19 protein-coding genes, 10 tRNA genes, 1 riboswitch and 1 other annotated feature (1 of these 31 cut by a window edge) are annotated in these 25,659 nt (G+C 46.1%); of the genes, 23 read left to right on the top strand and 6 right to left on the bottom strand.

The window, feature by feature from the left end:
- The 13 genes from IGJ05_RS14845 to IGJ05_RS14905 all read left to right on the top strand — a co-directional run.
- A tRNA-Ile gene (locus tag IGJ05_RS14845) sits at positions 1 to 22 on the top strand (it extends 52 nt beyond the left edge of the window).
- A gap of 21 nt (positions 23 to 43) precedes the next feature.
- Positions 44 to 131 (top strand) — tRNA-Ser (locus IGJ05_RS14850).
- A 9-nt stretch (positions 132 to 140) separates the two neighbouring features.
- A tRNA-Glu gene (locus IGJ05_RS14855) sits at positions 141 to 212 on the top strand.
- Between the two features lie 12 nt (positions 213 to 224).
- Positions 225 to 314: transfer RNA gene (locus tag IGJ05_RS14860), tRNA-Ser, on the top strand.
- Between the two features lie 66 nt (positions 315 to 380).
- Positions 381 to 454, top strand: a tRNA-Met gene (locus tag IGJ05_RS14865).
- A 39-nt stretch (positions 455 to 493) separates the two neighbouring features.
- Positions 494 to 567 (top strand) — tRNA-Asp (locus IGJ05_RS14870).
- Positions 568 to 575: 8 nt separating this feature from the next.
- Positions 576 to 648: transfer RNA gene (locus IGJ05_RS14875), tRNA-Phe, on the top strand.
- A 7-nt stretch (positions 649 to 655) separates the two neighbouring features.
- Positions 656 to 726: transfer RNA gene (locus IGJ05_RS14880), tRNA-Gly, on the top strand.
- Positions 727 to 742: 16 nt separating this feature from the next.
- Positions 743 to 816 (top strand) — tRNA-Ile (locus IGJ05_RS14885).
- A gap of 15 nt (positions 817 to 831) precedes the next feature.
- A tRNA-Glu gene (locus tag IGJ05_RS14890) sits at positions 832 to 903 on the top strand.
- Between the two features lie 91 nt (positions 904 to 994).
- Positions 995 to 1,076: riboswitch (SMK box riboswitch) on the top strand.
- Positions 1,074 to 2,258 carry a methionine adenosyltransferase gene (metK, locus tag IGJ05_RS14895; protein WP_115232893.1) on the top strand — a complete coding sequence of 395 codons (1,185 nt, stop codon included), beginning with the start codon at positions 1,074 to 1,076 and terminating at the stop codon, positions 2,256 to 2,258. Its footprint overlaps the riboswitch before it by 3 nt.
- 66 nt (positions 2,259 to 2,324) lie before the next feature.
- Positions 2,325 to 3,782, top strand: coding sequence for an MDR family MFS transporter (locus tag IGJ05_RS14900; protein WP_438725330.1), 1,458 nt, complete (start codon positions 2,325 to 2,327; stop codon positions 3,780 to 3,782).
- Positions 3,783 to 3,804: 22 nt separating this feature from the next.
- A complete protein-coding gene (locus IGJ05_RS14905; RefSeq protein ID WP_005227672.1) occupies positions 3,805 to 4,584 on the top strand; it encodes an alpha/beta hydrolase in 780 nt (259 codons plus the stop codon).
- Positions 4,585 to 4,608: 24 nt separating this feature from the next.
- Here the strand turns inward: IGJ05_RS14905 and IGJ05_RS14910 are convergent, their stop codons facing one another.
- From IGJ05_RS14910 to IGJ05_RS14920, 3 genes are read right to left on the bottom strand one after another with little or no spacing between them, the layout of a single operon-like run.
- Positions 4,609 to 5,187 carry a tRNA (mnm(5)s(2)U34)-methyltransferase gene (locus tag IGJ05_RS14910; protein WP_034857576.1) on the bottom strand — a complete coding sequence of 193 codons (579 nt, stop codon included), beginning with the start codon at positions 5,185 to 5,187 and terminating at the stop codon, positions 4,609 to 4,611.
- Positions 5,162 to 6,145: a TIGR01212 family radical SAM protein gene (locus tag IGJ05_RS14915; RefSeq protein WP_081116954.1), complete on the bottom strand. Its 984-nt coding sequence runs from the start codon at positions 6,143 to 6,145 to the stop codon at positions 5,162 to 5,164. The genes IGJ05_RS14910 and IGJ05_RS14915 overlap by 26 nt, the downstream gene beginning before the upstream one ends.
- A 14-nt stretch (positions 6,146 to 6,159) precedes the next feature.
- Entirely contained in the window at positions 6,160 to 6,810 is a 651-nt protein-coding gene (locus IGJ05_RS14920) for a phosphatase PAP2 family protein (protein WP_005227675.1), read from the bottom strand.
- A gap of 300 nt (positions 6,811 to 7,110) precedes the next feature.
- Between IGJ05_RS14920 and IGJ05_RS14925 the strand changes: the two genes are divergently transcribed.
- Positions 7,111 to 8,808: a LysM peptidoglycan-binding domain-containing protein gene (locus IGJ05_RS14925; protein ID WP_266166529.1), complete on the top strand. Its 1,698-nt coding sequence runs from the start codon at positions 7,111 to 7,113 to the stop codon at positions 8,806 to 8,808.
- Between the two features lie 42 nt (positions 8,809 to 8,850).
- Positions 8,851 to 9,070 (top strand) — a binding site (T-box leader).
- Between the two features lie 88 nt (positions 9,071 to 9,158).
- Positions 9,159 to 11,573: a leucine--tRNA ligase gene (leuS, locus tag IGJ05_RS14930; RefSeq protein WP_010749009.1), complete on the top strand. Its 2,415-nt coding sequence runs from the start codon at positions 9,159 to 9,161 to the stop codon at positions 11,571 to 11,573.
- Positions 11,574 to 11,678: 105 nt separating this feature from the next.
- Here leuS and IGJ05_RS14935 read toward each other — a convergent pair whose 3' ends face one another.
- Positions 11,679 to 11,909 carry a hypothetical protein gene (locus tag IGJ05_RS14935; RefSeq protein ID WP_266166528.1) on the bottom strand — a complete coding sequence of 77 codons (231 nt, stop codon included), beginning with the start codon at positions 11,907 to 11,909 and terminating at the stop codon, positions 11,679 to 11,681.
- Between the two features lie 220 nt (positions 11,910 to 12,129).
- Here IGJ05_RS14935 and IGJ05_RS14940 point away from each other — a divergent pair, with 220 nt between their 5' ends.
- A complete protein-coding gene (locus IGJ05_RS14940; protein WP_005227682.1) occupies positions 12,130 to 12,429 on the top strand; it encodes a DUF5960 family protein in 300 nt (99 codons plus the stop codon).
- A gap of 71 nt (positions 12,430 to 12,500) precedes the next feature.
- Here the strand turns inward: IGJ05_RS14940 and murE are convergent, their stop codons facing one another.
- Entirely contained in the window at positions 12,501 to 14,021 is a 1,521-nt protein-coding gene (murE, locus tag IGJ05_RS14945) for a UDP-N-acetylmuramyl-tripeptide synthetase (RefSeq protein ID WP_081116952.1), read from the bottom strand.
- Between the two features lie 199 nt (positions 14,022 to 14,220).
- Between murE and IGJ05_RS14950 the strand changes: the two genes are divergently transcribed.
- From IGJ05_RS14950 to IGJ05_RS14960, 3 genes are all read left to right on the top strand, one after another.
- A complete protein-coding gene (locus tag IGJ05_RS14950) occupies positions 14,221 to 15,867 on the top strand; it encodes a putative polysaccharide biosynthesis protein (protein ID WP_015510492.1) in 1,647 nt (548 codons plus the stop codon).
- A gap of 69 nt (positions 15,868 to 15,936) precedes the next feature.
- The gene (locus IGJ05_RS14955; RefSeq protein ID WP_081116951.1) at positions 15,937 to 16,656 is read left to right on the top strand and encodes a pseudouridine synthase; all 720 of its coding nucleotides are present in this window, start codon (positions 15,937 to 15,939) and stop codon (positions 16,654 to 16,656) included.
- Between the two features lie 196 nt (positions 16,657 to 16,852).
- Positions 16,853 to 17,875, top strand: a complete 1,023-nt coding sequence (locus tag IGJ05_RS14960) for a M23 family metallopeptidase (protein ID WP_081116950.1) — start codon at positions 16,853 to 16,855, stop codon at positions 17,873 to 17,875.
- A 94-nt stretch (positions 17,876 to 17,969) separates the two neighbouring features.
- Here the strand turns inward: IGJ05_RS14960 and IGJ05_RS14965 are convergent, their stop codons facing one another.
- Positions 17,970 to 18,824 carry an RluA family pseudouridine synthase gene (locus tag IGJ05_RS14965; protein ID WP_081116949.1) on the bottom strand — a complete coding sequence of 285 codons (855 nt, stop codon included), beginning with the start codon at positions 18,822 to 18,824 and terminating at the stop codon, positions 17,970 to 17,972.
- 191 nt (positions 18,825 to 19,015) lie between these two features.
- Between IGJ05_RS14965 and IGJ05_RS14970 the strand changes: the two genes are divergently transcribed.
- The 4 genes from IGJ05_RS14970 to IGJ05_RS14985 all read left to right on the top strand — a co-directional run bounded on the left by IGJ05_RS14970 (position 19,016) and on the right by IGJ05_RS14985 (position 25,646).
- A complete protein-coding gene (locus IGJ05_RS14970; protein ID WP_005227705.1) occupies positions 19,016 to 21,178 on the top strand; it encodes a PBP1A family penicillin-binding protein in 2,163 nt (720 codons plus the stop codon).
- Positions 21,179 to 21,248: 70 nt separating this feature from the next.
- Complete coding sequence (locus IGJ05_RS14975; protein WP_005227708.1) at positions 21,249 to 21,590, top strand: YlbF family regulator; 342 nt, start codon at positions 21,249 to 21,251, stop codon at positions 21,588 to 21,590.
- 193 nt (positions 21,591 to 21,783) lie between these two features.
- Complete coding sequence (locus tag IGJ05_RS14980) at positions 21,784 to 22,974, top strand: metallophosphoesterase family protein (RefSeq protein ID WP_010749015.1); 1,191 nt, start codon at positions 21,784 to 21,786, stop codon at positions 22,972 to 22,974.
- Complete coding sequence (locus tag IGJ05_RS14985; RefSeq protein WP_266166527.1) at positions 22,971 to 25,646, top strand: AAA family ATPase; 2,676 nt, start codon at positions 22,971 to 22,973, stop codon at positions 25,644 to 25,646. The genes IGJ05_RS14980 and IGJ05_RS14985 overlap by 4 nt, the downstream gene beginning before the upstream one ends.
- Positions 25,647 to 25,659: the final 13 nt, after the last annotated feature.

The raw sequence follows: 25,659 nt of genomic DNA on the forward strand, positions 1-25,659 counted from the left end.
GGTTCGAGTCCATTTAGGCCCATAAAAATGTAGTCATACATTTGGGGAAGTACTCAAGTGGCTGAAGAGGCGCCCCTGCTAAGGGTGTAGGTCGGGAAACCGGCGCGAGGGTTCAAATCCCTCCTTCTCCGTTTTTTATTGGTCCGTTGGTCAAGTGGTTAAGACACCGCCCTTTCACGGCGGTAACACGGGTTCGAATCCCGTACGGATCATTTTTGACTTTTGGAGGATTACCCAAGTCCGGCTGAAGGGAACGGTCTTGAAAACCGTCAGGCGGGTAAAACCGTGCAAGGGTTCGAATCCCTTATCCTCCTTAACTGTCTCTTTTGTTGCGAGCAAAAGAACCACAGTCCTTTAATTACTGTAAAGTAATTACTTATCGCGGGATGGAGCAGTCTGGTAGCTCGTCGGGCTCATAACCCGAAGGTCGTAGGTTCAAATCCTGCTCCCGCAATTGCTTTGTTTAACGGCAAAGCAGCAATACAAAGCTTCTGGTTTGGTAGTTCAGTTGGTTAGAATGCCTGCCTGTCACGCAGGAGGTCGCGGGTTCGAGTCCCGTCCAGACCGTTGTTTTTGGCTCGGTAGCTCAGTTGGTAGAGCAATGGATTGAAGCTCCATGTGTCGGCAGTTCGATTCTGTCCCGCGCCATAGGAATGCGGGTGTAGTTTAGTGGTAAAACTACAGCCTTCCAAGCTGTTGTCGCGAGTTCGATTCTCGTCACCCGCTTTGCATTTTTTATTTGGGGCCTATAGCTCAGCTGGTTAGAGCGCACGCCTGATAAGCGTGAGGTCGATGGTTCGAGTCCATTTAGGCCCATTACATTTTTAAACTGGTCCGTTGGTCAAGCGGTTAAGACACCGCCCTTTCACGGCGGTAACACGGGTTCGAATCCCGTACGGATCATGCAAACACTCTTGAGAGTGTTTTTTTATTGCCCAAAAATGATCTTTTTATCATTTTTTCAAGCATGAGCAGTCAAAATTTGTTATAATCAGTCCGTTGCAAGTTCCCGAAAGGATTCGCAGCTGCGAAGATGCCTTGTAACCGAAACATATATTAGGGGGAATACAAAAATGACAGAGAAACACTTATTTACATCAGAGTCCGTTTCAGAAGGACACCCAGACAAAGTAGCCGACCAAATCAGTGATGCCATCTTAGATGCGTTGCTTGCCGAAGATCCAATGGCACGGGTCGCTTGCGAAACGTCAGTTACTACCGGATTGGTTTTAGTCTTTGGAGAAATTTCTACTTCTGCTTATGTAGATATTCAAAAAGTCGTCCGAGAAACCATCAAAGAAATCGGCTATACACGAGCAAAATTCGGCTTTGACGGCGATACGGTTGCTGTTTTGGTAGCGATCGATGAGCAATCACCAGATATCGCTCAAGGCGTTGACGATGCTTTAGAAAGTCGTGGAGAAACGGATAAAGAAGATATCGGTGCCGGCGACCAAGGCTTGATGTTTGGTTTTGCCGTTGATGAAACACCTGAATTGATGCCTTTACCGATCGCGTTGAGCCATCGGCTGGTACGTCGCTTAGCAGAGTTGCGTAAAAACAACGAACTAAGCTACTTGCGTCCAGATGCAAAATCACAAGTAACCGTTGAATATGATGATAACGATCAACCACAAAGAGTGGACACCGTCGTTATTAGTACCCAGCATGATGATGCGGCTGATAATGAAACGATCCACCGTGATGTCATCGAAAAAGTGATCAAAGAAGTGATCCCTGCCGATCTTTTAGACGAGCAGACAAAATATTATATCAATCCTACTGGTCGTTTTGTGATCGGCGGTCCTCAAGGGGATGCCGGTTTGACTGGCAGAAAAATCATCGTTGATACTTATGGCGGCTATGCACGTCATGGCGGCGGTGCGTTTTCTGGAAAAGATGCAACCAAAGTTGACCGTTCAGCCAGCTATGCGGCTCGCTACATTGCCAAAAACATCGTAGCAGCAAAGCTAGCCAAAAAAGTGGAAGTACAATTAGCCTATGCGATCGGTGTGGCACAGCCCGTTTCGATCAGCATCAACACTTTTGGTACAGGAACCGTCAGCAACGAGCGCTTGATCCAAGCGGTACGGGAAAACTTTGATTTGCGACCAGCAGGAATTATTGAAATGTTAGATTTGCGCCGTCCGATTTATCGTCAGACTGCCGCTTACGGACATTTCGGTCGTACAGATATCGATTTGCCATGGGAACGCACCGACAAGGTGTCGGCACTTTTGGCAAGTGTGAAGGATTAAAAGAGGCGACCTCTATTGATGACTATCAATAGAGGTTCTTTTTTTTGGAGTAAAAGGAGGAGTTATATGCGAACCAATGTAAAATTAGTCACCATTGCGGTCTTTGTCGCAACGTTTATGACCGCAATCGAAGGAACGATCATTACGACAGCGATGCCTACCATCGTCAGTTCATTGAAAGGGATCGAGATCATGAACTGGGTCTTCTCGATCTATCTTTTGACCAGTGCGATGTTGACCCCGATCTACGGCAAGTTTGCCGATAATATCGGCCGCAAACCAGTCTTTTTATTTGGGACGTTGCTGTTTATTATCGGGTCGGCGTTTTGTGGGATGGCCAACACGATGTTGACGTTGATCATTGCCAGAGCGTTGCAAGGATTAGGCGCAGGGGCCATGATGCCCGTTGCCCTAACGATCATTGCGGACCTGTATCCCGTTGAAAAGCGGGCGAAAGTCTTAGGGCTCAATAGTACGGCTTGGGGGATCGCCAGTGTCGTTGGTCCCTTAGCCGGTGGCTTGATCGTAGATACGATCGGGTGGCATTGGATCTTTTTTATCAACGTACCCATTGGATTAGGGCTGATTGCCTTGATTTGGTCTTATTTTCATGAAGAAAAAAAGGCCTTTGCTGCAGTCAACATTGATTATGCAGGCAGTCTCTTGTTGATGTTGACGCTAGTAGGGCTCCTGCTAGGCTTCCAGTTGCTGGGAGATTATGGTGTGAGTCTGCCTGTCCTCAGTCTGTTCGTTTTTTCTGTCCTTATGTTCATCGGCTTCGTTCGGGTGGAGAAAAAAGCAGCAGATCCGATTATTGATCTGAAGCTGTTTCACTCAAAATTATTTGTGGTGGTCAATATCGTAGCAGCTTTGGCTAGCGGCTTCTTGATGGGGATCGATGTTTATATCCCAATGTGGATGCAAGGGGTCTTAGGCATGAGTGCGGGGATTGGCGGGCTTGTGTTGGCACCGTTGTCGATTTTATGGATGATTGGCTCCTTCTTAGCCAGCCGTTGGTTGACACAGCACAGTGTCAGCTGGGTCTTGACGGTTAGCTTGTTGATCACGGCTACCGGTGCTTTGTGGCTGTTTTTGACACCGGCACAGACCTCATTCTGGTTGTTCTTGGTCATTTCTTCTATTACTGGCGTCGGGTTAGGGGCAACGATGGTGGTTTGTACGGTTACTGCCCAAACCAGCGTTGGCCCCACACAAGTCGGCGTGGCGACTTCTTTCAATACCCTGTTGCGAACGATCGGGCAAACCATCATGGTAGCGGTCTTCGGTATCGTTTTAAACACCAGTAATAGCGTAGGCTTAGCACAGGCACAAGTCAATGATAGCAGTGTCATGAATCAGCTAGTAGATCCAGCCGCTGCGCGCCAGCTGCCAACCGCATTATTAGGGCAATTACGGGAGATTCTTTATAGCGGTCTACACTGGGTTTTTGGGATCGGTGTTTTACTTATTGTGCTAGCGATTGGTTTGACCCGCACGATTTCGCGAGAATCTGGTACAATATAAAAAAAGGATCGCAGGTGATTGTATGGCTTTTTTACAAGCAAATATCTATTCAAATGTTCTTGAAATGGAGGTAATGATCGATGTGATCTTGCCTCAAAGTACCAAGAAAAAAATCGGCACGCAAAGCCAATCGACGGGCACAGATCTCCCGGTGCTTTATTTATTGCATGGGATGAACGGAAATCATAGTGTCTGGCAGCGACGGACGTCGATCGAGCGGTATGCCGCAGAGTATCAACTAGCGGTCATCATGCCGTCTACTGATCTGGGGTGGTATACCGATACGACCTATGAGATGAAGTATTGGACTTTTATCGCCGAAGAATTACCACAGATTTGCCATGAGCTGTTTCCTCAGCTGACGCAAAAACGAGAAAAAACTTTTGCGGCTGGGCTTTCGATGGGGGGCTATGGGGCAGTAAAACTCGGGCTGAGAAAGCCTGACCAGTTTGCGGCGGTAGCGTCTTTGTCTGGGGCATTAGCGCTGGCTGAAAGCATGGATTCCTTGCTGCAGCTGCGAAGCCAAGCTTATTGGGAAGGAATTTTTGGACCATTAGAGCAATTCAAAGGGTCAGAAAATGATTTGATCCATCTGATTGAGACCATCGATCCAAGCACAGCGCCGCGCTTTTTTATTAGCTGCGGAACCGAGGATCAGCTGTATCCGGCAAGTGAATATGCGGTGGATAAGCTGCAAAAACGCAAACTAGCCGTAACGTTTGAATCGGGAACTGGGGATCATGATTGGAATTTCTGGGATCAATGGATCCAACGAGTCCTGCAATGGCTTTTTAGTGAATAAAAAAACCATCAGTCGATCGACACCTTAACGTGCCGAGGACTGATGGTTTTTTCGTTCGATACAAAATAAGATCGGCGGTTGGTTGCGCTGATTGATAAATTGATAGGAAAGGACATTGAATGCCTCTTGCGGCAGCTGCTGACAAAAGGAGTGTACTTCTTTCAGCTCTGCTTCGCCGCCAGCGTGTCCATAATAGCAGACGAGGATGATTCTACCTTTCGGAGCTAAACGTGTCAGTAAAGCTTCTAAAGCCGTTTTCGTTGTATCAGGCAGCGTGATGATCGCTTTGTCCCCTTTCGGCAAGTAGCCTAAATTGAAAATGGCGGCGTGAACCGGACCACTCACAACATCTGCCAACGTCTCATGGCCTTGATGGATCAGCTGGACTTGCGCCAACAGCTCTTTTTCAGCCAACCGCTTTTTGGTAGCTTGCAGGGCTTGTTCTTGAATATCAAACGCAAACACCTGACCAGTTGGGCCAACTAAGGAAGCCAGTAATTCCGTGTCGAAGCCGTTGCCCATCGTGGCATCAACAGCGGTTTGTCCCGGTTGCAGAACTTCTTTTAAAAGGGTGTGGCTATAGCGCATGGCGGTCGGCAGCATTGACAGGCTCCTTTCGCACGTTGAATTTTCCTTGATAGGAGTTGCGGCGCAGCATTTCTTGATCGATTTCATTCAAGACTTCCCATTTTTTCAAACTCCACATTGGACCTACCAGAGAATCCCATGGTGCATCGCCTGTCAAGCGATGAATGATGATCTCTGGGGGGATCATTTCTAACTGATCGCAGATCAATGACACATAGGTATCGCGCCGCATCAATTGCAAACGTCCTTCATGATAATCCCGCAGCATCCGAGTATTGCGCATCAAATGCAGCAGGTGCAGTTTGATGCCTTGGATATCAGAATCTTGAATGGTGCGGCGGACATTTTCTTGCATCATCTCGATCGTCTCGCCTGGCAGGCCATTGATCAAATGGGTACAGACACGAATATTGTGTTTGCGCAGGCTGGCGACTCCGTCTAAGTAAGTTTGATAATCATGGGCGCGGTTGATGGCATTGCTCGTGGTTTCAAACGTCGTTTGCAGTCCTAATTCGACCCATAAATAAAAGCGTTGATTGAGCTCTGCTAGATAGTCAACGACATCTGCTGGTAAGCAGTCTGGTCGGGTCCCGATGGAGATCCCGACAACACCAGGTAGTGTCAGCACTTGCTCGAAGCGCTCGCGGATCACTGCCACCGGTGCGTGGGTGTTCGTAAAGTTTTGAAAATAGACAATGTATTTGTCCACTTGCGGCCACTTTTTGTGCATCATGGCGATCTCTTTTTCAAACTGCTCTGGCAGTGGGGCTTCAGGAGCTACGATCATATCGCCAGAACCGGACACACTGCAAAATGTACAGCCGCCTTTGGCAACGGTGCCGTCACGATTGGGGCAGTCGAAGCCCGCATCGATGGGGACTTTAAAGATTTTTTCGCCAAATTCTTGCCGCAAAGCAAAGTTCCACGAATGGTATCGTTTGTTTTTATCTTCTGCATAAGGAAATGGATTCATTTTTTTACCTTCTTTTATAATTGTTTACGCGTGAAGCGCCAGACAAAGCGTTTTTGCAAGTAGTACGGATAGGTCAACAGCAGCCAAGACAGGCCAACACAAAAACCGCCTAACACATCACTGGGGAAATGCACACCAACATAAATACGGCTGATGCCGATGCAGCCAATCAAAAGGCCCAGCAAAAGGCGGATGCCCCATTGCCAAAAAGGCTGCTTAAAGAAAACTGGGACCAAGAAGAGTAAGGTTCCATAAAAAATCATACTGCCCGTCGAGTGTCCACTGGGGAAACTGAAACTTGATTCCGTGACTAAGTGTTCAAGAGTTGGGCGCTCCCGTAAAAAGACCAGTTTGATCAATGGATTAAAGAGCCCAGCAATCCCGATGGTACCAATACTGAGCCATATAGCTTCAGCATAATACTTGTTGATCACTAAGACAGCTAAAACAGCGAGAAAGAGCAAGATGATCGTGGTAGGATTCGCAAATTTTGTGACCCATAGAAAAAACGGTGTCCAAAACGGGTAGCCGCTGCGGATGATGCGAGTCAAGGTTTCGTCAAAGGAGACCAACCAAGTAGGGTAAAATTTCACGACATAGCCGAGAAAAACGAACAGCAGTAAAAAGCAACTGCCCGCAAATTGAAAATAAAGTTTTTTATGCATGGATAAGCCTCGTTTCTAGAGAATTTCTGTCAATTATTGTCATTAAGTCAAAGAGACATCTAGAAGGTATTATAGCATTTATCACAAGTCGGAAAAAGCAGGGAACGAGCAGGGGGTTACTCGTCTGAGCAAGCGATACGTTTATCGGGAGCAGGCCAATTGCTTCATTGCAATAAATGTTCGTTTGATTACAAAGAGTTTACAGTTTCTGAAATCGGCTCAAATACCTTTTATAAATTCTTAAGAAATTGTATACTAAACCTACGTTCACTATAAGGAAAAAACGGAGGAATAACGGACATGAACACGAGTCAATCAAGAAAAGTACATCGTCAAGCAGACCAATCGGGCGATAAGTATCGAGTGATCAAAAAAAGTGCAGTTGTTTTAGGAACAACACTGACTGCTTGCTCTGTTGTAGCTCCATTGGTGTCATCGGTTCAAGCAGAAGCCGTAGAGACCTCGATCGCCCAAGTTTCTACTAGCAATTTTGCCGCGCCGAATACTTCCGCGTTTATTGCTGAAATCGCTACGTACGCCCAACCTGTGGCAAACGCCAACGATCTATATGCTTCTGTGATGATCGCGCAAGCCATTTTAGAAAGTGGTTGGGGCCGAAGCAGCTTATCAAAAGCACCGAATTACAATCTTTTCGGAATCAAAGGCAGCTATAACGGTCAAACCGTTTATATGAGTACCTTAGAATATTTGAACAACCAATGGTTGACTATGAATGAACCCTTTAAGCGTTACCCATCTTACACGCAATCATTTGAAGATAACGCACGTACTTTACGCTCAACTTCTTTACAAAGCGGTGTCGCTTATTATTCTGGCGCTTGGAAAAGCAATACGACTTCATATCTTGATGCAACCGCATGGCTAGCAGGCCGTTATGCGACTGCACCAAACTATGCCTCTTCACTGAATGCCGTGATCCAGCAATTTGGGTTGACGAAATATGACACGCCAGCTTCTGGCAATGCCGGTGGTGGCGCCACAGCCAGTGCTTCAACGAGTACGACGACCACGACATCAGCTGTCAGCACGAGCGGTAGTCAAACCTATACAGTCGCTTCGGGGGACTCAGTCTGGTCGATCGCCAACAAACATGGCATCTCCATGGATCAGTTGCGCAGTTTGAACAATATCAAAAACGATTTTGTTTATCCAGGACAAACCTTGAAAGTCAACGGCAGCGCCCAAAGTACTTCGGCAACTTCAACGGTATCGATCGTCAATCGCAATGCTTCAGCAACTACATCAGGCAATACCTACACCGTAGTTTCTGGTGATTCCGTTTGGTCGATCGCCAATAAGCATGGCATTTCGATGGATCAATTTCGCAGTTTGAACAACATCAAAAATGATTTTGTCTATCCAGGGCAAAAAGTTGTCGTTAGCGGTGGTTCGTCTACGAATACCAGCAGTACTACGACCGTCAGCACGGCATCAACGGCTAGCCAAAGCAGTGGCGGCACCTACACGGTGGCAGCTGGCGATTCAGTCTGGTCGATCGCTAACAAGCATGGCATCTCGATGGATCAGTTCCGCAGCTTGAACAATATTAAAAACGACTATGTTTATCCAGGTCAAAAGGTGGTTGTCAGCGGTAGTTCTACCCGTACAAGTACAACGACGAGCACGACCGTCAGCAGCCAAACCAGCAGCAGTGCTGCAGGCAACACCTATACGGTGGCTTCTGGTGATTCAGTCTGGTCAGTTGCCAATAAACACGGGATTTCGATGGACCAAATCCGCAGCTGGAACAACATCAAAAATGATTTTATCTATCCAGGACAAAAGGTGGTCGTCAAGCAAGGCGGCACGGCAGCTACTACCAGCACTTCAGCGACAAATGGTACGTACAAGGTCGCATCGGGGGATTCTGTTTGGGGGATCGCAGATAAGTTCGGCATCACGACGGATCAATTTATCCAATGGAACAATATTCAAAATAACTTTATTTACCCAGGACAAACAGTTAGGGTAAAATAGATTGCTATTCCTAATGATTTTTGTTAGGATAAGTGCAAAGAAACTTTCACGTTTGAGAAGGAATAGTAGAAGTACGGTGGGACTTTTAGAGAGTGCATGGTTGGTGGAAATGCACAGCACACCTTTCGAACTCGTCTTCGAGTGATATCTGACTGAACCTGATTTGGCTAGGCAGATACGGCGATGGCCGTTAAAACATCGAGGTCTGCTTTTTTGAGGAGCAGATAAACTTAGGTGGTACCACGTTGATAACGTCCTATAAAAATCATAGCGATTTTTATAGGACTTTTTTTAAGTTTTGCTGGTTGATTTGACGAGCAAAACACCAATTTTTTTAGGAGGAGTCCATCGTGAATTACAATCACAAAGAAATCGAAAAAAAATGGCAAAAATATTGGGCAAAGAAAAATGAATTCAACACCCATGATGAGCCGGACAAACCAAAATTTTATGCGCTAGATATGTTCCCATATCCATCTGGACAAGGATTACATGTCGGACATCCAGAAGGCTATACAGCTACGGATATCTTGAGTCGCTTCAAACGCAGCCAAGGGTACAATGTACTGCACCCAATGGGCTGGGATGCCTTTGGTCTGCCTGCCGAACAATATGCACTAGACACTGGAAATGATCCAGCGGAATTCACGAAGAAAAATATTGAGACCTTCCGCCGTCAAATCAATGCGCTAGGATTCAGCTATGACTGGAATCGTGAAATCAATACGACAGATCCCGAGTACTACAAGTGGACACAATGGATCTTTACCAAGCTTTATGAAAAAGGGTTAGCTTATGAAGCCGAAGTTCCAGTAAACTGGGTACCAGAGCTTGGGACCGTGATCGCCAATGAAGAAGTCATTGACGGCAAAAGCGAACGGGGCGGCTACGATGTGATCCGCAAACCGATGCGCCAATGGATGCTTAAAATCACGGCGTATGCTGATCGTTTGTTGGACGATCTTGAAGAAGTTGATTGGCCAGAAAGCATCAAAGAAATGCAACGCAATTGGATCGGACGTTCGGTCGGAGCCAACGTTACGTTTAAAGTGGCAGGGATGGAAAAAGACTTTACCGTCTTTACGACTCGCCCAGATACCTTGTTTGGTGCGACCTACGCCGTATTGGCGCCAGAACATGAGCTAGTGGCCCAAATCACTACACCAGAACAAAAAGCAGCCATTGATGCCTATGTAGAAGAAGCGTCGAAAAAATCTGATTTGAACCGAACAGATTTGGCCAAAGAAAAAACTGGTGTCTTCACAGGTGCCTATGCCATCAATCCCGTGAATGGCAAAGAGATCCCGATTTGGATCGCCGATTATGTTTTGGCTTCTTATGGAACAGGTGCGATCATGGCGGTTCCTGCCCATGACGAACGTGACCACGAATTTGCCAAAACATTTGGCTTAGAGATCATTCCTGTATTGGCAGGGGGCAACGTGGAAGAATCTGCCTATACCGAAGATGGACTGCATATCAATTCAGACTTTTTGGATGGGCTAGACAAAGAGACAGCCATCGAAAAAATGGTCGCATGGTTGGAAGAAAACCACGTTGGGAAAAAAGAAGTCAGCTATCGTCTTCGCGATTGGTTGTTCTCTCGCCAACGGTATTGGGGAGAGCCAATCCCAATCATCCATTGGGAAGATGGTACGACTACGACGCTTCCTGAAGATCAGCTGCCGTTGCGTTTGCCAAAAACCGACAATATCAAACCAAGCGGTACTGGTGAATCGCCATTAGCCAATGTCACAGATTGGGTCAATGTCACTGACCCTGAAACCGGGAAAAAAGGACGTCGTGAAACCAATACGATGCCGCAATGGGCTGGAAGCTCATGGTATTTCTTGCGCTTTATCGATCCTCATAATAAGTCTGTTTTGGCAGACTACGACAAATTGAAACGCTGGATGCCAGTCGATATTTATATCGGTGGCGCAGAGCACGCTGTCTTGCACTTGCTTTATGCTCGCTTCTGGCATAAATTCTTGTATGATATCGGTGTCGTGCCAACGAAAGAACCATTTGAAAAATTGTTCAACCAAGGGATGATCCTTGGGGAAAACAATGAAAAAATGTCAAAATCCCGCGGCAACGTCGTCAATCCAGATGATGTCATCAATCAATACGGTGCGGATACTTTGCGTCTATATGAAATGTTTATGGGACCATTGGATGCATCGATCGCTTGGAATGAGAATGGTCTTGAAGGCAGTCGTAAATTCTTGGATCGTGTGTGGCGCTTGATCGTCGATGAAAATGGCAAAATGCGTGACCGCATCACGACATTCAACGATGGCAAATTGTCGAAAGTTTACCATCAAACCGTTAAGAAAGTGACGGAAGATTTTGAGCAGCTGCACTTCAATACGGCGATTTCCCAATTGATGGTCTTTGTCAATGAAGCGTACAAAGCCGATGCCTTGCCTTACGAATATGTCGAAGGATTTGTGCAGCTATTGGCTCCGATCGCACCGCATATCGGGGAAGAGCTATGGTCGATCCTCGGGAATGACCATGGGATCTCTTATGTGCCATGGCCAACCTATGACGAAAGTGCCCTAGTGGAAGACGAGATCGAAGTCGTCTTTCAAGTCAACGGCAAAGTTCGCGCCAAAGCAATGGTGCCAGCGGATGCCGAAAAAGCAGTGCTTGAACAATTGGCACAAGAAAACGAACTTGTCCAAGAACAGCTCCAAGGAAAAACGATCCGTAAAGTGATCGTCGTACCGAACAAATTGGTCAATATCGTTGCAAACTAAACGCTAAAAAATAGCTGCCTAGCAGATCGAGGGTCTGTTAGGCAGCTTTTTGGTGACGACAAAGAAAAAAAGTGTTACTGAGTAGTTCTCAGCAACACTTTTTTGTTATTTTTTGCGAATGATCCCATAGAACAAAGCGGCTGTTGCGACCAATGGAATCAAGATCACTAGTAGAAAGCCGCTTGGATACGTAGCGCGAGTGAAAATTTCTGATGAAGCATCACTTCCGCCAAATAGATGATTGGAAATCATGAACTGAGCCATCATAGCAACGATTGCGACAAAACCAATTGCAGCACCAGTACCGACGAAAATTTTTTTCTTTGCGTTGTTCATTACATTTGCCCCTTTTATAGTCTCTATGTATCATTATACAAAATTTGGATGCGTGTTCAATCTGATTTTGTCAAATAATTGATTCGTAATACACTTGAAATATTTCTGACATATTTAAGCACCAGAAGAGTAAAAATTCCCCTGTAGACCGATCATATTATTCGCTGATCCTCACGGACTCTCGTATAATAAAGTAAGAGAAAAGAAAGAGGGGACTTACATGGAGTATCAATCATTTGAAGGCCAGTCGGCTTTTTTTGAAGATTATGCACGGATTGCCAAACCTGGCTATGAGGAAGAGGCAGTCACTGCCGATGTCTTGGAACAGTTGAATCAACAATTAACAGAAGAAGAGCTGTTTTACCGTTTAGCAGCCGAAGATGCCAAAGAAGGGCAAGTCTTTTTGTTTCCTTTCAGCAAACGAATGTTTACCGAAGACCTTGACGCCGCCATTTCAACAGAATTCCGTTATGATGGCGCACCCTATGTCTATGAGACTTACGAAGACGAACAACCTTAGTCACGCAGAAAAAAAGCTTTCAGATGATCTGTTAAATCATCTGAAAGTTTTTTTGTTGAGGCAACTTGTTGCTATTGGTGTTTGGCTTGCTGCTGCGCTAAGGTCAAGTCACCGATGTAAGGGACTTTTTTTCCAGCGACTTTCAAGTATTGTTCGGCGCCTTTGCCCGCAATAATCACGATATCCTTACTGTCTGCTTCAGCAATCGCTGATTTGACGGCTTGAGCCCGATCCATCTCATGAATGATGGCGACTTCAGGATTGGTGATTGCAGCTGCGATTTCTTTTGCGATCGCAGCTGCTTCTTCAAAATCAGGATCATCGCTGGTCAGGTAGACTTTGTCCGCATATTCTCCTAGCGCTCGTCCCATATCTGCTCGGCGAGATTGGGCTTTGCCGCCAGCACTGCCAGTGACAAAAAGCAGGCGGCCTTCTGGGCGCAATTGGCGGGCAAGTTCACTTAATGATTGGAAGCTAAGGTAATTGTGGGCATAGTCAACGATCATGACTGCACCATTTTCTTTTTCTAAAACGATCATTCGTCCAGGGATGATCACTGTCGGCAGGACTTTCTGAGCGTCCTCACGAGAGGCACCCGCTAAGCAGGCAGCTAAAATCGCAGCTGCAGCGTTCTCATGGTTGAAAGAACCTAAAATCCCCAGTTGATATTCACCAGAGACTTGCAAGACATCAGAAGCAGCTGACAGCGCAAAGCCTTTTAGATCTGTCCCTTCTTGGACGACATAATCGGCGTCTGAACGTCCGTAGGTAATATAAGGAACTTGATGGACTTCACAAGTTTCTCGTAGCAAGTGGTAGTGATCGCTTTGGCGATTTAAAATCATCTGTTTGCTGTTGCGGATCAGTTCCCGTTTGCAGTAAAGGTAATCGTCATAAGTTGGATGTTCCACTGGTCCAATGTGATCAGGCGAAATATTTAAGAACGCGCCAATATCAAAGGTAATACCGGCGACCCGTTTGGTTTTATAGGCTTGGGAAGAAACCTCCATCACAAGATGGGTCATGCCGTTTGCGACAGCCTCGGCCATCATCTTATAAAGATCCAGTGTTTCGGGGGTCGTCAACACTGCTTCATTAAAGGTTTTTCCGTCGACTGAGTTTTCCTCAGATGAAAAGAATGCTACTTTTTGACCCGTCGATTCTGCTAAAATCGCCCGAGCAAAATAGGCGCAGCTGGTTTTGCCTTTTGTTCCAGTGATGCCGATGGTCACCAGCTGTTCTTGAGGATGGCCATAAAACGCTTGAGCGATCACTGCCATCGTTTCTCGAATGTCGGTGACGATGATTCCATAAGTTGCAAAGTTGTCATAGGGCGTTTCGGAAATGTAGCACTGAATCCCTTGGTCAATGGCGGCAGCCAGGTAGCTTTCTTTAAAAGAAGCCCCTTTACAGAAAAAAAGCGTCGCCGCATCGGCTGTTCGCGAGTCGTAGCTTAATGAGGTAAAGGCAAGATCAGTCATTTCTTGCGGCACGGTATAAACCCAATCAGTGGGGGTGATGATTTCTTTCAATAGGTTTTCCTGCAATAAGAGCTTGCGGATCTGTGGCACGGTAATGAGTTCCTTTTGCATCGTTGTTCTCCTTCATTCCTCTAAAGATTTCTCTTATTATAGCATAACTCCTAAAAACCGCCGTTTGGGAGGGAAAAGTTTTCTTTTTTTTCTCCTTATTTTGAAGAAACTTTAAGATGTTGCAAAAATAGATTGCGACCAACCCTTTTTCGAATTAAAATGGAAGGGATATGTTTGTAGAAAGTTGGAGATAATGGCGATGGATAAACACATGCGTTCAGTGTCAAAAGAATTAACTACACAAGAAAAAATGGCTCAAGGATCTGCTTGGATGACGATGGGAAATATCGGCTCACGTTTGCTTGGCGCCATTTACATTTTACCCTGGTATTATTGGATGGGCGCAAATGCGGATAAAGCAAATGCGTTGTTTGGAATGGGCTATAATGTTTACGCCTTATTTTTAATGATCTCCACTGCGGGGATCCCTTCAGCAATTGCCAAACAGATTTCTTTTTACAATTCTCGCCAAGAATACCGCACGAGCCAGAAGCTCTTTTTAAGAGCGTTTCAATTGATGGCAGGTTTTGGCGTGGTGACCGCTGGAATCATGTATTTGGCAGCCCCATGGTTGGCAACGGCTTCAGGCGGAGGCGCAGAATTGATTCCTGCGATGCGCTCATTGAGTATTGCTTTATTGGTTTTTCCTTGTATGAGTGTCATGCGAGGGTATTTCCAAGGAAACCAAGACATGAAACCTTTTGCGATCTCGCAAGTCGTTGAACAAATCGCTCGTGTCTGTTATATGCTTTTAGCGACCTTCATCATTATGCGGGTCATCGAAGGCGAATACACGGCAGCCGTGACGCAATCGACCTTTGCCGCCTTTATCGGTGTCTTAGCCAGCATTTTGGTATTAGGCTATTACTTCCAAAAGCAGCGGGTGCGGATGGATGTTTTAGTCGATATGAGCAAAGAAGAAACGGTGCTGCAAACCAAAGAATTGGTTTTAGCGACCATCAAAGAAGCGATCCCTTTTATTATCGTAGGCTCAGGGATCACGATTTTAAAATTGGTGGATCAGTACACCTTTGTTCGAATGATGAGCAGTTTTACCGAATTTTCAAATGATCAGCTCTTAGAACTAATGGCGATTTTCGGCAGCAACCCTGATAAGCTGACGATGGTGGTTATCGGATTAGCTACTTCCATGGCTTCAACGGGACTGCCTTTGATCAGTGAAGCAGTCGCCAAAAAAGACAAAAAGAACTTAGCCAAATTGATCAGCAACAACTTGCAATTGTATTCCTTTGTAATGTTTCCAGCGACTTTTGGGATGATCGTACTGTCTTATCCTCTATACACCTTGTTTTATCGTCCAGATGCGTTAGGGGCGAGCGTCTTAGTCGCTGCCTGTCTGTCTGGTCTGGTCTTGGGCTTGTTTATGCTTAGTTCGAGTATGCTGCAAGGGATGTACCACAACAAAGAAGCGGTTGTTTTCTTCTTTGTAGGGTTACTGGTGAAAGTGATCTTGCAGTATCCAGCGATTCGTTTGTTCCAAGTCTATGGACCATTGGTTTCTACCACGATTGCCTTAGGGATCGTCTGCTGGTTAAATATTCGCAAAATGATTCGCAAAGGCCATTTCAATGTAAACTTAACGTTGCGACGGACATTATTGATTGGCGCGATGACGATCATTATGGTGATCGCAGCGTTGATCGCTCGCCAACTCTTTGGGCTTGTCTTGAGCTCTGAAAGAAAAGTCCAAGCCTTTATCTTGAGCTTGCTAGTAGCAGGAGTCGGCGGCAGTGTATACATCTACATTGCGCTGAAATTGCGTTTAGCTGAAAAACTACTCGGCTCATCAATGGTACGTTTACGCCAGAAATTACACATCAAATAAAACCAGAAGCAGCCGCTGAGCCTCCTTTGTGAGACCTTGGCGGCTGTTTTATATGAAAGGAAGAAACCGATGCGTTTAGACAAGTTTTTAGCGGATATGGGCTATGGCTCCCGCAAAGAAGTGAAACAGTTGATCAAAAAAGGGCTCGTGACCGTCAATGGACAAGTCATCAAAAGTGACAAAGCACAAGTACAAGAAACACAAGATACCGTTTGTTTTGAGGGGGAACCCATCGCCTATCAAAGCCAGTTTTATTATTTGCTGAATAAACCCGCCGGCGTGATTTCGGCAACCGTCGATTCCTATGAAGAGACGGTCTTAGATTTGTTTTCTGAAGAAGCATTTCGCGAAGATCTGTTTCCAGTAGGACGGTTGGATAAAGACACCGAAGGCTTTTTGCTGATTACGAACGATGGCGGATTGGCGCATCAATTATTGTCGCCTAAAAAGCATGTGGAAAAAGAATATTATGCCCAAGTCGAGGGAATCATGACAGCGGAGGATCAAAAAATCTTTGCCAAAGGCATCAAATTAGACGGCGAGTGGACTTTGCCGGCTGAGTTGCAGATCCTCAACGTCGATGAAGAAGAAATGCGCAGCGAGATCAAACTGATCCTCCATGAAGGCAAGTTTCATCAAGTCAAACGGATGGTCCATGCAGTAGGAAAAGAAGTCGTTTATTTGAAACGGATTCGCATGGGAGGCCTGTCCTTGCCTGATGATTTGGCATTAGGCGAGTATCGGGAATTAACGTCTGAGGAATTGGCGAAGCTGCAAGAGCGAGGATAAGGCGGTTGGCGAGCTAAAGAAATTCTTATAAAAGTTGTTATTTGGCTGCAATATTTGTAAAAAAAGCCCGTTTTATAGGTAATTTACATGAAAATTTGCAACAATAGACTTTAAACTGTTGGAAAAACCCTCTTTTTTTTCATGAATAAGCATGTTAAAGTAGCCAAGCTACTAAAAAAAAGAAGGAGTTGCCTCATTGAAGAAAAAGATTTTTTTATTGCTCGCCCTTACGTTGCCGCTTTTCCAGCCAGCTGTCAGTTATGCTGCTGAAACGAAGAGCACCGAGGAACTGACGGTTTTGACTGCAGAACTTGCAACGTATGAAGAGGAAGTCACCACTAGCCAACAGAAAGTCACAGCGCTGGAAAGTCAATTAGCGGATTATCAGGAAGAATTAAGCCAATTAGCACAAGAAAGCCAGGAAGTTCAAACGCAGATCGCTGCTCTGAATGACCAAAAAGCCCAGCATCAAGAAAGCCAAGCGCCAAGCAGCCCGGTAGTCGACGGACCACAAGCCACGATCCAACAACTACGCAAGTTTAGTGAACAACAAGCGGCTTTACGGGAAGTGAACCAACAATTGGCGGAAAAAGAAGCCCAACAGCAACGAATCACTTCGTACCAAACCTTGACGCAAGCCCAATTAGTACATAGTAAAGAACAACTAGCAACAGCAAAAGAAGAATTGCAGAGCCAACAAGAGCAGCTGCAGCAAACGCAAGCGCAAGTACAAGACTTGCAAGAAAAAGTGGACAAAGAAGCAAAAGCCGCTGAAGAAGCAAAACAAAAAGCCAAAGAAGCAGCAGAGAAAGCAGCAGCCAGTGAATTTTCACTGCCAATCACGGGCGCCGTGTCGATCTCCAGCGGTTTTGGTACTCGAGCTGACCCAACTGGTTTTTCTGGGACGCAGCATGATGGGATCGACTTTACAGGTCAAGCGGGGGAGAAGATCGTCGCCGCTCGTGATGGTCAGGTAGAAGATGCTGGTTATGGTCCAAGCACGGGGAATTACGTGATTTTGGCTCATGATAACGGCTTTTACTCGTATTATTTTCACTTAACAGCTATCAGTGTCTCGAAGGGGGCAACCGTTGCAGTCGGCGAGCAAGTCGGTACGATGGGGACGACTGGAAACTCGACTGGCGTCCATTTGCACTTTGGATTGAGTAAGACGTTGTGGTCAGATTTCGTTGATCCAGCAGCTTACTTACCGCTATAAGCCGAAGCACCGAGTAGAAACATTGAAAAAAACATCTGAAACCAAAAAGCATGACTGACAAGAGGGGTTCCTCAAGTCGTCATGCTTTTTTTGTTTACCACAAGCCCGGTTGAGCGATGATCACTAACTGTTCTTTGGTAAAGGGATGCTCCAGATGCAATTCATAGCCATGCAGCAGCAAACGCGGCGCTGGTTTGTTTTGGTAAAGCGGGTCACCGACGACTGGATGACCGATACTGGCAAGGTGGACGCGAATTTGGTGGGTCCTCCCCGTATCTAACACACAATACACATCGGTCGTCTTTTGTTGGGTGTGGGCGATGGTTACATGGGTGACGGCTGACTGACCGTTGCGGGGGTCAATGATTCGCTTGCGACGATCATGACGGTCACGACCGATTTTTTTGGCGATCGTTTGATCTTGCGTAAGTTTACCCCAAACTGTGGCTTGATAGCGGCGGAAAATCTGTTTGTTTTCCAACATTCGACCCAAGATCGGCAACACCAAAGGATTTTTTGCGAATAAAACGACACCGCTGGTTTCTTTGTCTAGACGATGGACCACATAAGGCTGCTGCTGTTTCGGCGCAAGGTAAGCAGCGGCATCATTCAATAGGGTATCTGCTTCTAATGGCTGATTGGGGTGCGTCTTGACCCCCGCAGGCTTGTTCAGCACCAATAAGTGCTCATCTTCAAAAAGTACGTTGACTTTGTCTGCTTGGCCTAACTGGATCGGCTGATAGCTGTAATCACTGTCTTCAATGATCAAAGTGATTTGATCGCCGCCACGAACTTCTTGATGAAACATCGCGGGCTGCTGATTGACGATTACATTTTTCCGTGTGCGCAGAAAATGGCGCACTTTTCGTGGGACGAGCCACTCCCGTTCCAACAAATCGCGAAGCGGCATGGGCGGGTGATTTTTGGGTAAAGTCATGGTGTATTCCATAAAAACGTCCTTTCTTTGCTGTTCGCTACCGACTATTATAGCATCTTTAAGCTTTTCTTATAAAAAAAACAATAAAAAACAGAGCATTCAATGCTAGAATAATAAAGCATTCTTTTCGAATGAAATTACGTCTAGAGCCGTATAACAAAGAAAGTCATTTATGCTACACTTAACCAAAGGAGCGTGAAGTAATGGATTGGAAACACATCCTTCACAAAATAAAGACCGGTTGGCTGACCTTTTGGCGCTGGTTAAAACCGTATTTGCAGCAATTTCATCAATGGCGCAAGCGGGTTTGGAAAAAATACCACGTAAATAAAATTTTTATTTTACTTAGTTTAGTTGCTATCTTAATCATGAGCGGGTATTTGTTTTATATCGCTAAAAATACGAAAGTCAGTGAATTAGAGTCAGGTCTGAAAGAATCGACGGTGATTTTTGATGCCAATGGCGATGAAGCAGGGCAGTTGTACTCGCAAAAAGGCACGTACGTTTCTCTTGATGCCATTTCCAGTGATGTGGTCAACGCCTTGATCTCAACCGAAGACCGCAACTTCTATAATCACCACGGGTTTGATATCAAGGGGATCGCTCGAGCAGCCCTGCGCATGCTGGTCAACCGCAGTGCCGAAGGCGGTGGGGGAAGTACCATCACCCAGCAGCTTGCCAAAAATGCCTATCTGTCCTTGGATCAAACCTTTAGTCGAAAAGCCAAGGAGCTTTTCTTAGCGATCGAGATCGAGAAGAAATATTCTAAAGATGAGATTTTGGAAATGTATTTGAACAGTTCCTATTTTGGTAACGGGGTTTGGGGCATTCAAGATGCCTCGCTAAAATATTTCGGTGTCAATGCTTCTGAACTAAGCGTGGGAGAAGCTGCGACGTTGGTGGGGATGCTCAAAGGTCCTTCGATCTATAACCCGATCGACAATCTGGAAAACGCCACGAACCGTCGCGATACCGTCTTGAGTTTGATGGTGGATAACGGCAAGTTGGACCAGTCCGTTGCTGACCAAGAATCACAAGTTGCCTTAGCTAATTTACTGTATGATGGATTTGGCAATTCAGAATCTGGCTATAAGTATCCTTATTATTTCGATGCGGTCATCGATGAAGCCGAATCCTATGGGTTGGACGCCGATGATGTCATGAATCGCGGCTACAAGATCTATACAGCACTGGATCAAAACTACCAAGCGCAAATGGAAGCTGCCTATAAAAACGATGCCTTGTTCCCTGAAAATGCCGCTGATGGCACGATGGTGCAATCAGGCTCTGTCGCACTTGATCCGAATACCGGTGGGGTGCAAGCGGTGGTGGGTCGTCGTGGCGAGCACGTCTTTAGAGGCTTTAATTTTGCCACGCAAATGAAACGTTCACCAGGCTCCACGATCAAACCGATCAGCGTCTTCGCCCCTGCCCTAGAAGCTGGGTTTGAACCCGACAGTATCCTGAAAGACGAGCCCCTCGATTTTTATGATGCTCAAAACTTTGATGGGACCTATGCTGGCGAAGCAGTCATGTATCAAGCCCTCGCCCAAAGCCTGAATCTGCCAGCAGTTTGGCTGTTGCATGAGATCGGCTTAGATCGTGGGTACAGCAAAGCACAAGAGTTTGGACTTTCCTTGACCGAATCCGACAAATATTATGGCTTAGCATTAGGTGGTTTGGAAAAAGGGGAATCACCCATGACGATGGCAGCAGCGTATGGCGTTTTCGCAAATGGCGGGTATTACTACAAACCGCATTTGATCACCAAAATCGTTGATTCAACTGGTGCCGTGATCGTTGACAATACGTCTGTGCAAGGCAAACGGGTGATTTCTAAAGAGACCGCTGATAAAATGACGAGCATGATGCTGGGCACCTTTTCTAACGGGACGGGTGTTAGTGCCAGTCCGTACGGCTTTACGATCGCCGGTAAGACGGGTACGACAGAGACCAACTTTGATGCTTCTAAGGTCAATGACCAATGGATCGTCGGCTATACCCCTGATATGGTTCTTTCAACCTGGCTAGGATTTGAACATGTGAGTGAAGATCATTACTTAACGGGAACTAGCGGACAAGTCGTTGGGAAAATATTCAAAGCAGAGGCCGAAAGCTTACTGCCTTATAGTCAAGGCACCCAATTCCAAGTTGCAGACGCTTATTGGACAGGTGGAAAATTGATGGCAGCCGATGAAGTACCAGATCCTGAGAGCAGTACGTCACAAAATGGCAATGATTGGCAGAAAACCATCGATGACTTTGCCGAAAGCGCCAAAGAAGGTATGAAGGAATTCGGCAGCAAGATCAAAGAAGGAACGAAAGAACTGTTTGGCGGCTTGTGGAATTCCATCAGCGGAAATTAAAGGAATTAGGCAACTGCTAGTCTAGAACCTGAGAAGAATGGTATACTAGAAAAAAAGAGGAGGCGTCAAAATGGCAAATATTTATGATACAGCAAACCAATTAGAACGTGAATTACGCGAGTCAGAACAGTTTCAAGATTTGAAAGGTTCTTTCGACCGCTTGAAAGCAAATGAAGAAGCGTATGCGTTATTCAAAGAGTTTCAAGAGTTGCAACAAAGCCTGCAACAAAAAATGATGGCTGGCGAAGAAATGACAGAAGAAGAAGCGCAAAAAGCCCAAGAATTATCGCAAAAAATTCAACAAGACGGCATTGTTTCTGACTTGATGCAAAAAGAGCAAGCCTTCAGCTTAGTAGCCAATGACTTGAACCGCATCATCATGGGTCCTGTAAGAGATCTATACGAAGCGTAATCGCCAACAAACAAAGACCAAAGAAGCAAGTGAATCTTCAGAGCAATCGGCTGCAACTGCAAGAGCCTTTTCCAAAGAAGTTTCAAAATCGCTTCTTTGGTTTTTTTTATGAAAAAGGCGAACAAATTTTCGTATTTTGCTGACGAAATGCCTGAGAAATGTTATGATAGAAGCATTAAGGAGGGAGAAAGAAATGCGATTTTTACATAGTGCAGACCTGCATATCGACCGGTCATTTGAAGGGGTTCATTTGTTATCTGAAAAAGTGAAGACCCAACTCCCTGCCATCAATCAAAAAATCATCCGTAATTTGGTGGATGTTGCCTTAGAAAAAGCGGTCGATTTTGTTTTGCTGGCTGGGGATACATTCCATCAAGCACGGCCGAGTCTAAAAGTGCAGCATGACTTTTTTGCCCAACTGCAACGACTAGGGGAAGCACAGATCCCTGTCTATATGATTTTCGGCAACCATGATTATTATGATCCGCAACGGTATTGGTTTGCTTTTCCAGAAAACGTCATTCTCTTTTCATCAGAAGAAGTTCAAACGGTTCAAGGAACAACGAAAAACGGTGAAACCTATGCAATCAGTGGATTTAGCTACCAACATCCTTGGATTACTGAAAATAAAGTAACAGAATTTCCTGCAAGAGCAGCGGTGGATTACCATATCGGGCTTTACCACGGGGACCAAGCTGGTGAACGGTATGCCCCCTTTTCAATCAGTGAAATGAAGCAAAAAGGCTATGATTATTGGGGCTTGGGGCACATCCATGTACCTAAGACGCTCTCAGAGCAGCCACCGATTCTCTATCCAGGTACACCTCAAGGAAAGACCAAGAAAGAACAGGCGACTGGGGTGATTTTGGCAGACTTAACGCCGCAGGGACCAACGATCGAGCGCTTGGAGATCGCAGAGATCGCTTGGCAAAAGCAAGTGGTCTCCTTAGCGGATGTGACTGCCTCGAATGCCGTATTGCCAGCGATCATCGAGCGCTTAAAAAGTCCTCGTTCGCGCTTGCTGCATCTGGTGTTGACCGATGTGCAGCAGCTGCCGCCAGATTGGTTTCCAGCTGCGGAAAAAAATGAATGGCTGACCTACCTCAATGAACGGTTGGCACAAACAGAGCCGCTGCAAGTGATCTATGCCCTTGAAGTCGAGCAAGCCAATGAAGACAAGATCGCATTGGCGGTATCAGAAGATTATATGCTGCAGTTTTTAGCGATGTATGAGTCGCCAGAGATGTTTGCGGATCGATTGTCGGATCTATTGCAGCATCCACTGATCCAGCGGGGGATCACCCATGAATCATTTCAAGAAGAAGTCTTGCAGCAAGCCAAGCAATTGTTGAAAGACGACTTTCAATGGGAGGAGCAGTCATGAGAATTTTAAAAGCAGAGATTACCGGTTTTGGGAAATACCATGAACAAAGCTTTGCCTTTCATCCGCAAAATCAGCTGCTCTTTGGGCACAACGAGATCGGAAAATCGACGTTGTATCAATTTATTGCCGCCATTTTGTTTGGCTTTTCGAAAAAGACAGCCAAGAAAAAAGACTATACCCCCAAAAACGGTGCTGCTTACGGTGGCAAGTTATGGTTGGCGCTGGAACCCTTCGGCGAAGTGATCGTGGAACGCTATCGGCAAGTGGACCGTGGTCGTGCCAAAGTCCATGTCGCTGGCCAGACGGTCGATGAGCAATGGCTGGCACAACACCTGCAGCCCCTCAATCGAGCATTGTTCTTCGATGTCTTTACTTTTCAGCAAGAGCAATTGACCCAGATCGATAAGCTAGAAGAAAATGAGCTGCACCAAGCGTTGATTTCTCTAGGGATCAGCGGCAGTCAAAAAATGCTGCAGCAAGTGGCGCAATATGAAACCACCAATCAGCAGCAATACAAGCCACGAGGGCAAAAGCTGCCTTTGAACCAAGCGTTAAAACAATTAGAAAAACTGCAAAAAACGATTGCGGAAAAAGAAAGCGAAGAAAGCCGCATCCAACAGCAGTATCAACAGATCGCCCAGCTGCAAGAACAGATCCAAGACTTGCGGCACCAGTATCAAGCATTGAATGACGCTTATCAGGAAAATCAGCAACAGCTGAGTCACTGGGGCCTTTATGAAGAGTGGCAGCAAATGGCACCAGCAGATACGCTAGCCGATCCTCAGCAAGTCCAAGCCATCAAACAGTTTTATCAGCAGTATCAGCAGCTGACGGAAGAAATTCGCAAAAAAGAAGCCGAATTAGATCAGTTGGAGCAAGGAAAAGAATCAGACAAGTATTTCTTTTACCTTGATCACGAGCATCAGATCAATCACTTGCTGCAGCAGCAAGTGACGATGGCGCGTTTGGCAGATCGTGAAGTAGCAGCCAATCAACAAGAAACTGTCGCCATCACAGAGTTGAATCGCTTGATTGAAAAGCGCCAGTGGAGTAGAGAATCGCCGCCGCTAGTAACGGCTTCGATCCATGAACAAACCACACGTTTACTGCAAGAACGTGTGCAGTTAGAAGAGCTCGAAAAGCGCATGAGGCATTTAGAAGAAAAAGCGCAACCTTTGCAAGCCACCGCGGCCCGCTTAGAACAGCAGCATCCTCAATTGATTGGCCGCAAGCCCGTTTCTCGCCCACTATGGCCGCTAGGGATCGTCGGTGGGCTAGTCGCAGTGATCGGTATCTTTTTGCCAAGTCCGTGGCGCTGGCTTGCATTAGGTGCGGGGATCGTAGCGATCATCGGCAGTATTTTGCCGCTGATGAAAGCAGCACCAAACAAGCAGCAAGGCATCAAGCAAGAATGGCAGACGGTCCTCATGCAGCTGGATCTGCTGGGCGAAGAGTTGGCACAGCTGGAAAATGAACAGCAGCAAAAGCAGCAGCAGATCAGCCGTGCCCACCAAGCGTTGACACCCTTTTTTGGTGATTTGCCGGTGGAAAACTGGCAGTCGTATCTATTGGCCTATGATGAAGATGTTGCTAGCTATCAAGCCTACTCGCAGCAGCGCAAGCAAGCCTATCAAGAACGGCAAGCGGTCACGGAAGAATTGGCCCCCTTTGAGGAGCAATTCCGCCCGTATGCGGAGTGGCTGCCGCTGCAAAACAAAACCTTGTTAGAAAAAGCGGCGATGTTGCAGAAGTTTCATGAAGAGATGCAAACGATCAAGCTTTCGCGGTTGCAACAACCTAGCACGTTACTGGCCCAACAATTGACCCGTACCCGCAACGAACGCGACCAGCTGTTTGCCCAAGCCAGTGCGCTCTTGCAGCAGCAAGGGTTAGATCACCCTGCAGAAATCAGCCTCTGGTTGAAGCAATGGGAAGCAGCGCAGCGCACGCAGCAGCGAGCAGAAGAATTGGCGGGGATGTTAACACCGATCTATCCCAAACCAGTCACGCAAGCAGAATTGCTGCAGCAAAAAGACCAGATCAAGCAGCAGCAAACACAGCTTCAGGCACAAATGCAGCAGTTGACGGAGCACAAACAACGCTTGGAATTAGAAGCAGCAGCCAGTCAAAAAAACGGCACCTTGAATCAGCTTTATCAAGAAGAAAGTGAGCTGAAGGCGGTCATTGAAGAACTCGCTGTGGCATGGGGCAGTCGTCAGTTGGCGGCTTCAATTTTGACGGATGTCACGACTGAATTGTCAGAACAGCAATTGCCGCAGCTATTGTCAGCCGCTTCGACTTATTTTGAACAGCTTTCAAACGGACGTTATCAAAAGATTCTTCTGGAAAATGGTCTGTTAGTAGCGGCAAATGCCAGCGAGACCTTTTCGATCATTGACTTGTCCACAGGAACGAAGGATCAGTTGATCATGGCGTTACGTTTCGGTTATCTAGCGCTGCAAAAAAATCATCCGTTGTGCCCGATCATTATTGATGATGGTTGGTTGCATTATGACAGTGTTCGTAAGGAACGCTTCGCAGCACTATTAAAAGAGTTTGGACAAAGTTATCAAGTAATTTGTTTGTCTTCTGACCAAGAAATGGTAAGCTATTATCAGAAGTACCAGCAGCCTATCCAGGATCTGAGTAAAGGAAGTGAAAGATTTGGCTGATCGGCCAAATAAG

The organism is Enterococcus sp. AZ167 (assembly GCF_051714025.1).
Classification (GTDB): Bacteria; Bacillota; Bacilli; order Lactobacillales; family Enterococcaceae; genus Enterococcus_D; species Enterococcus_D casseliflavus.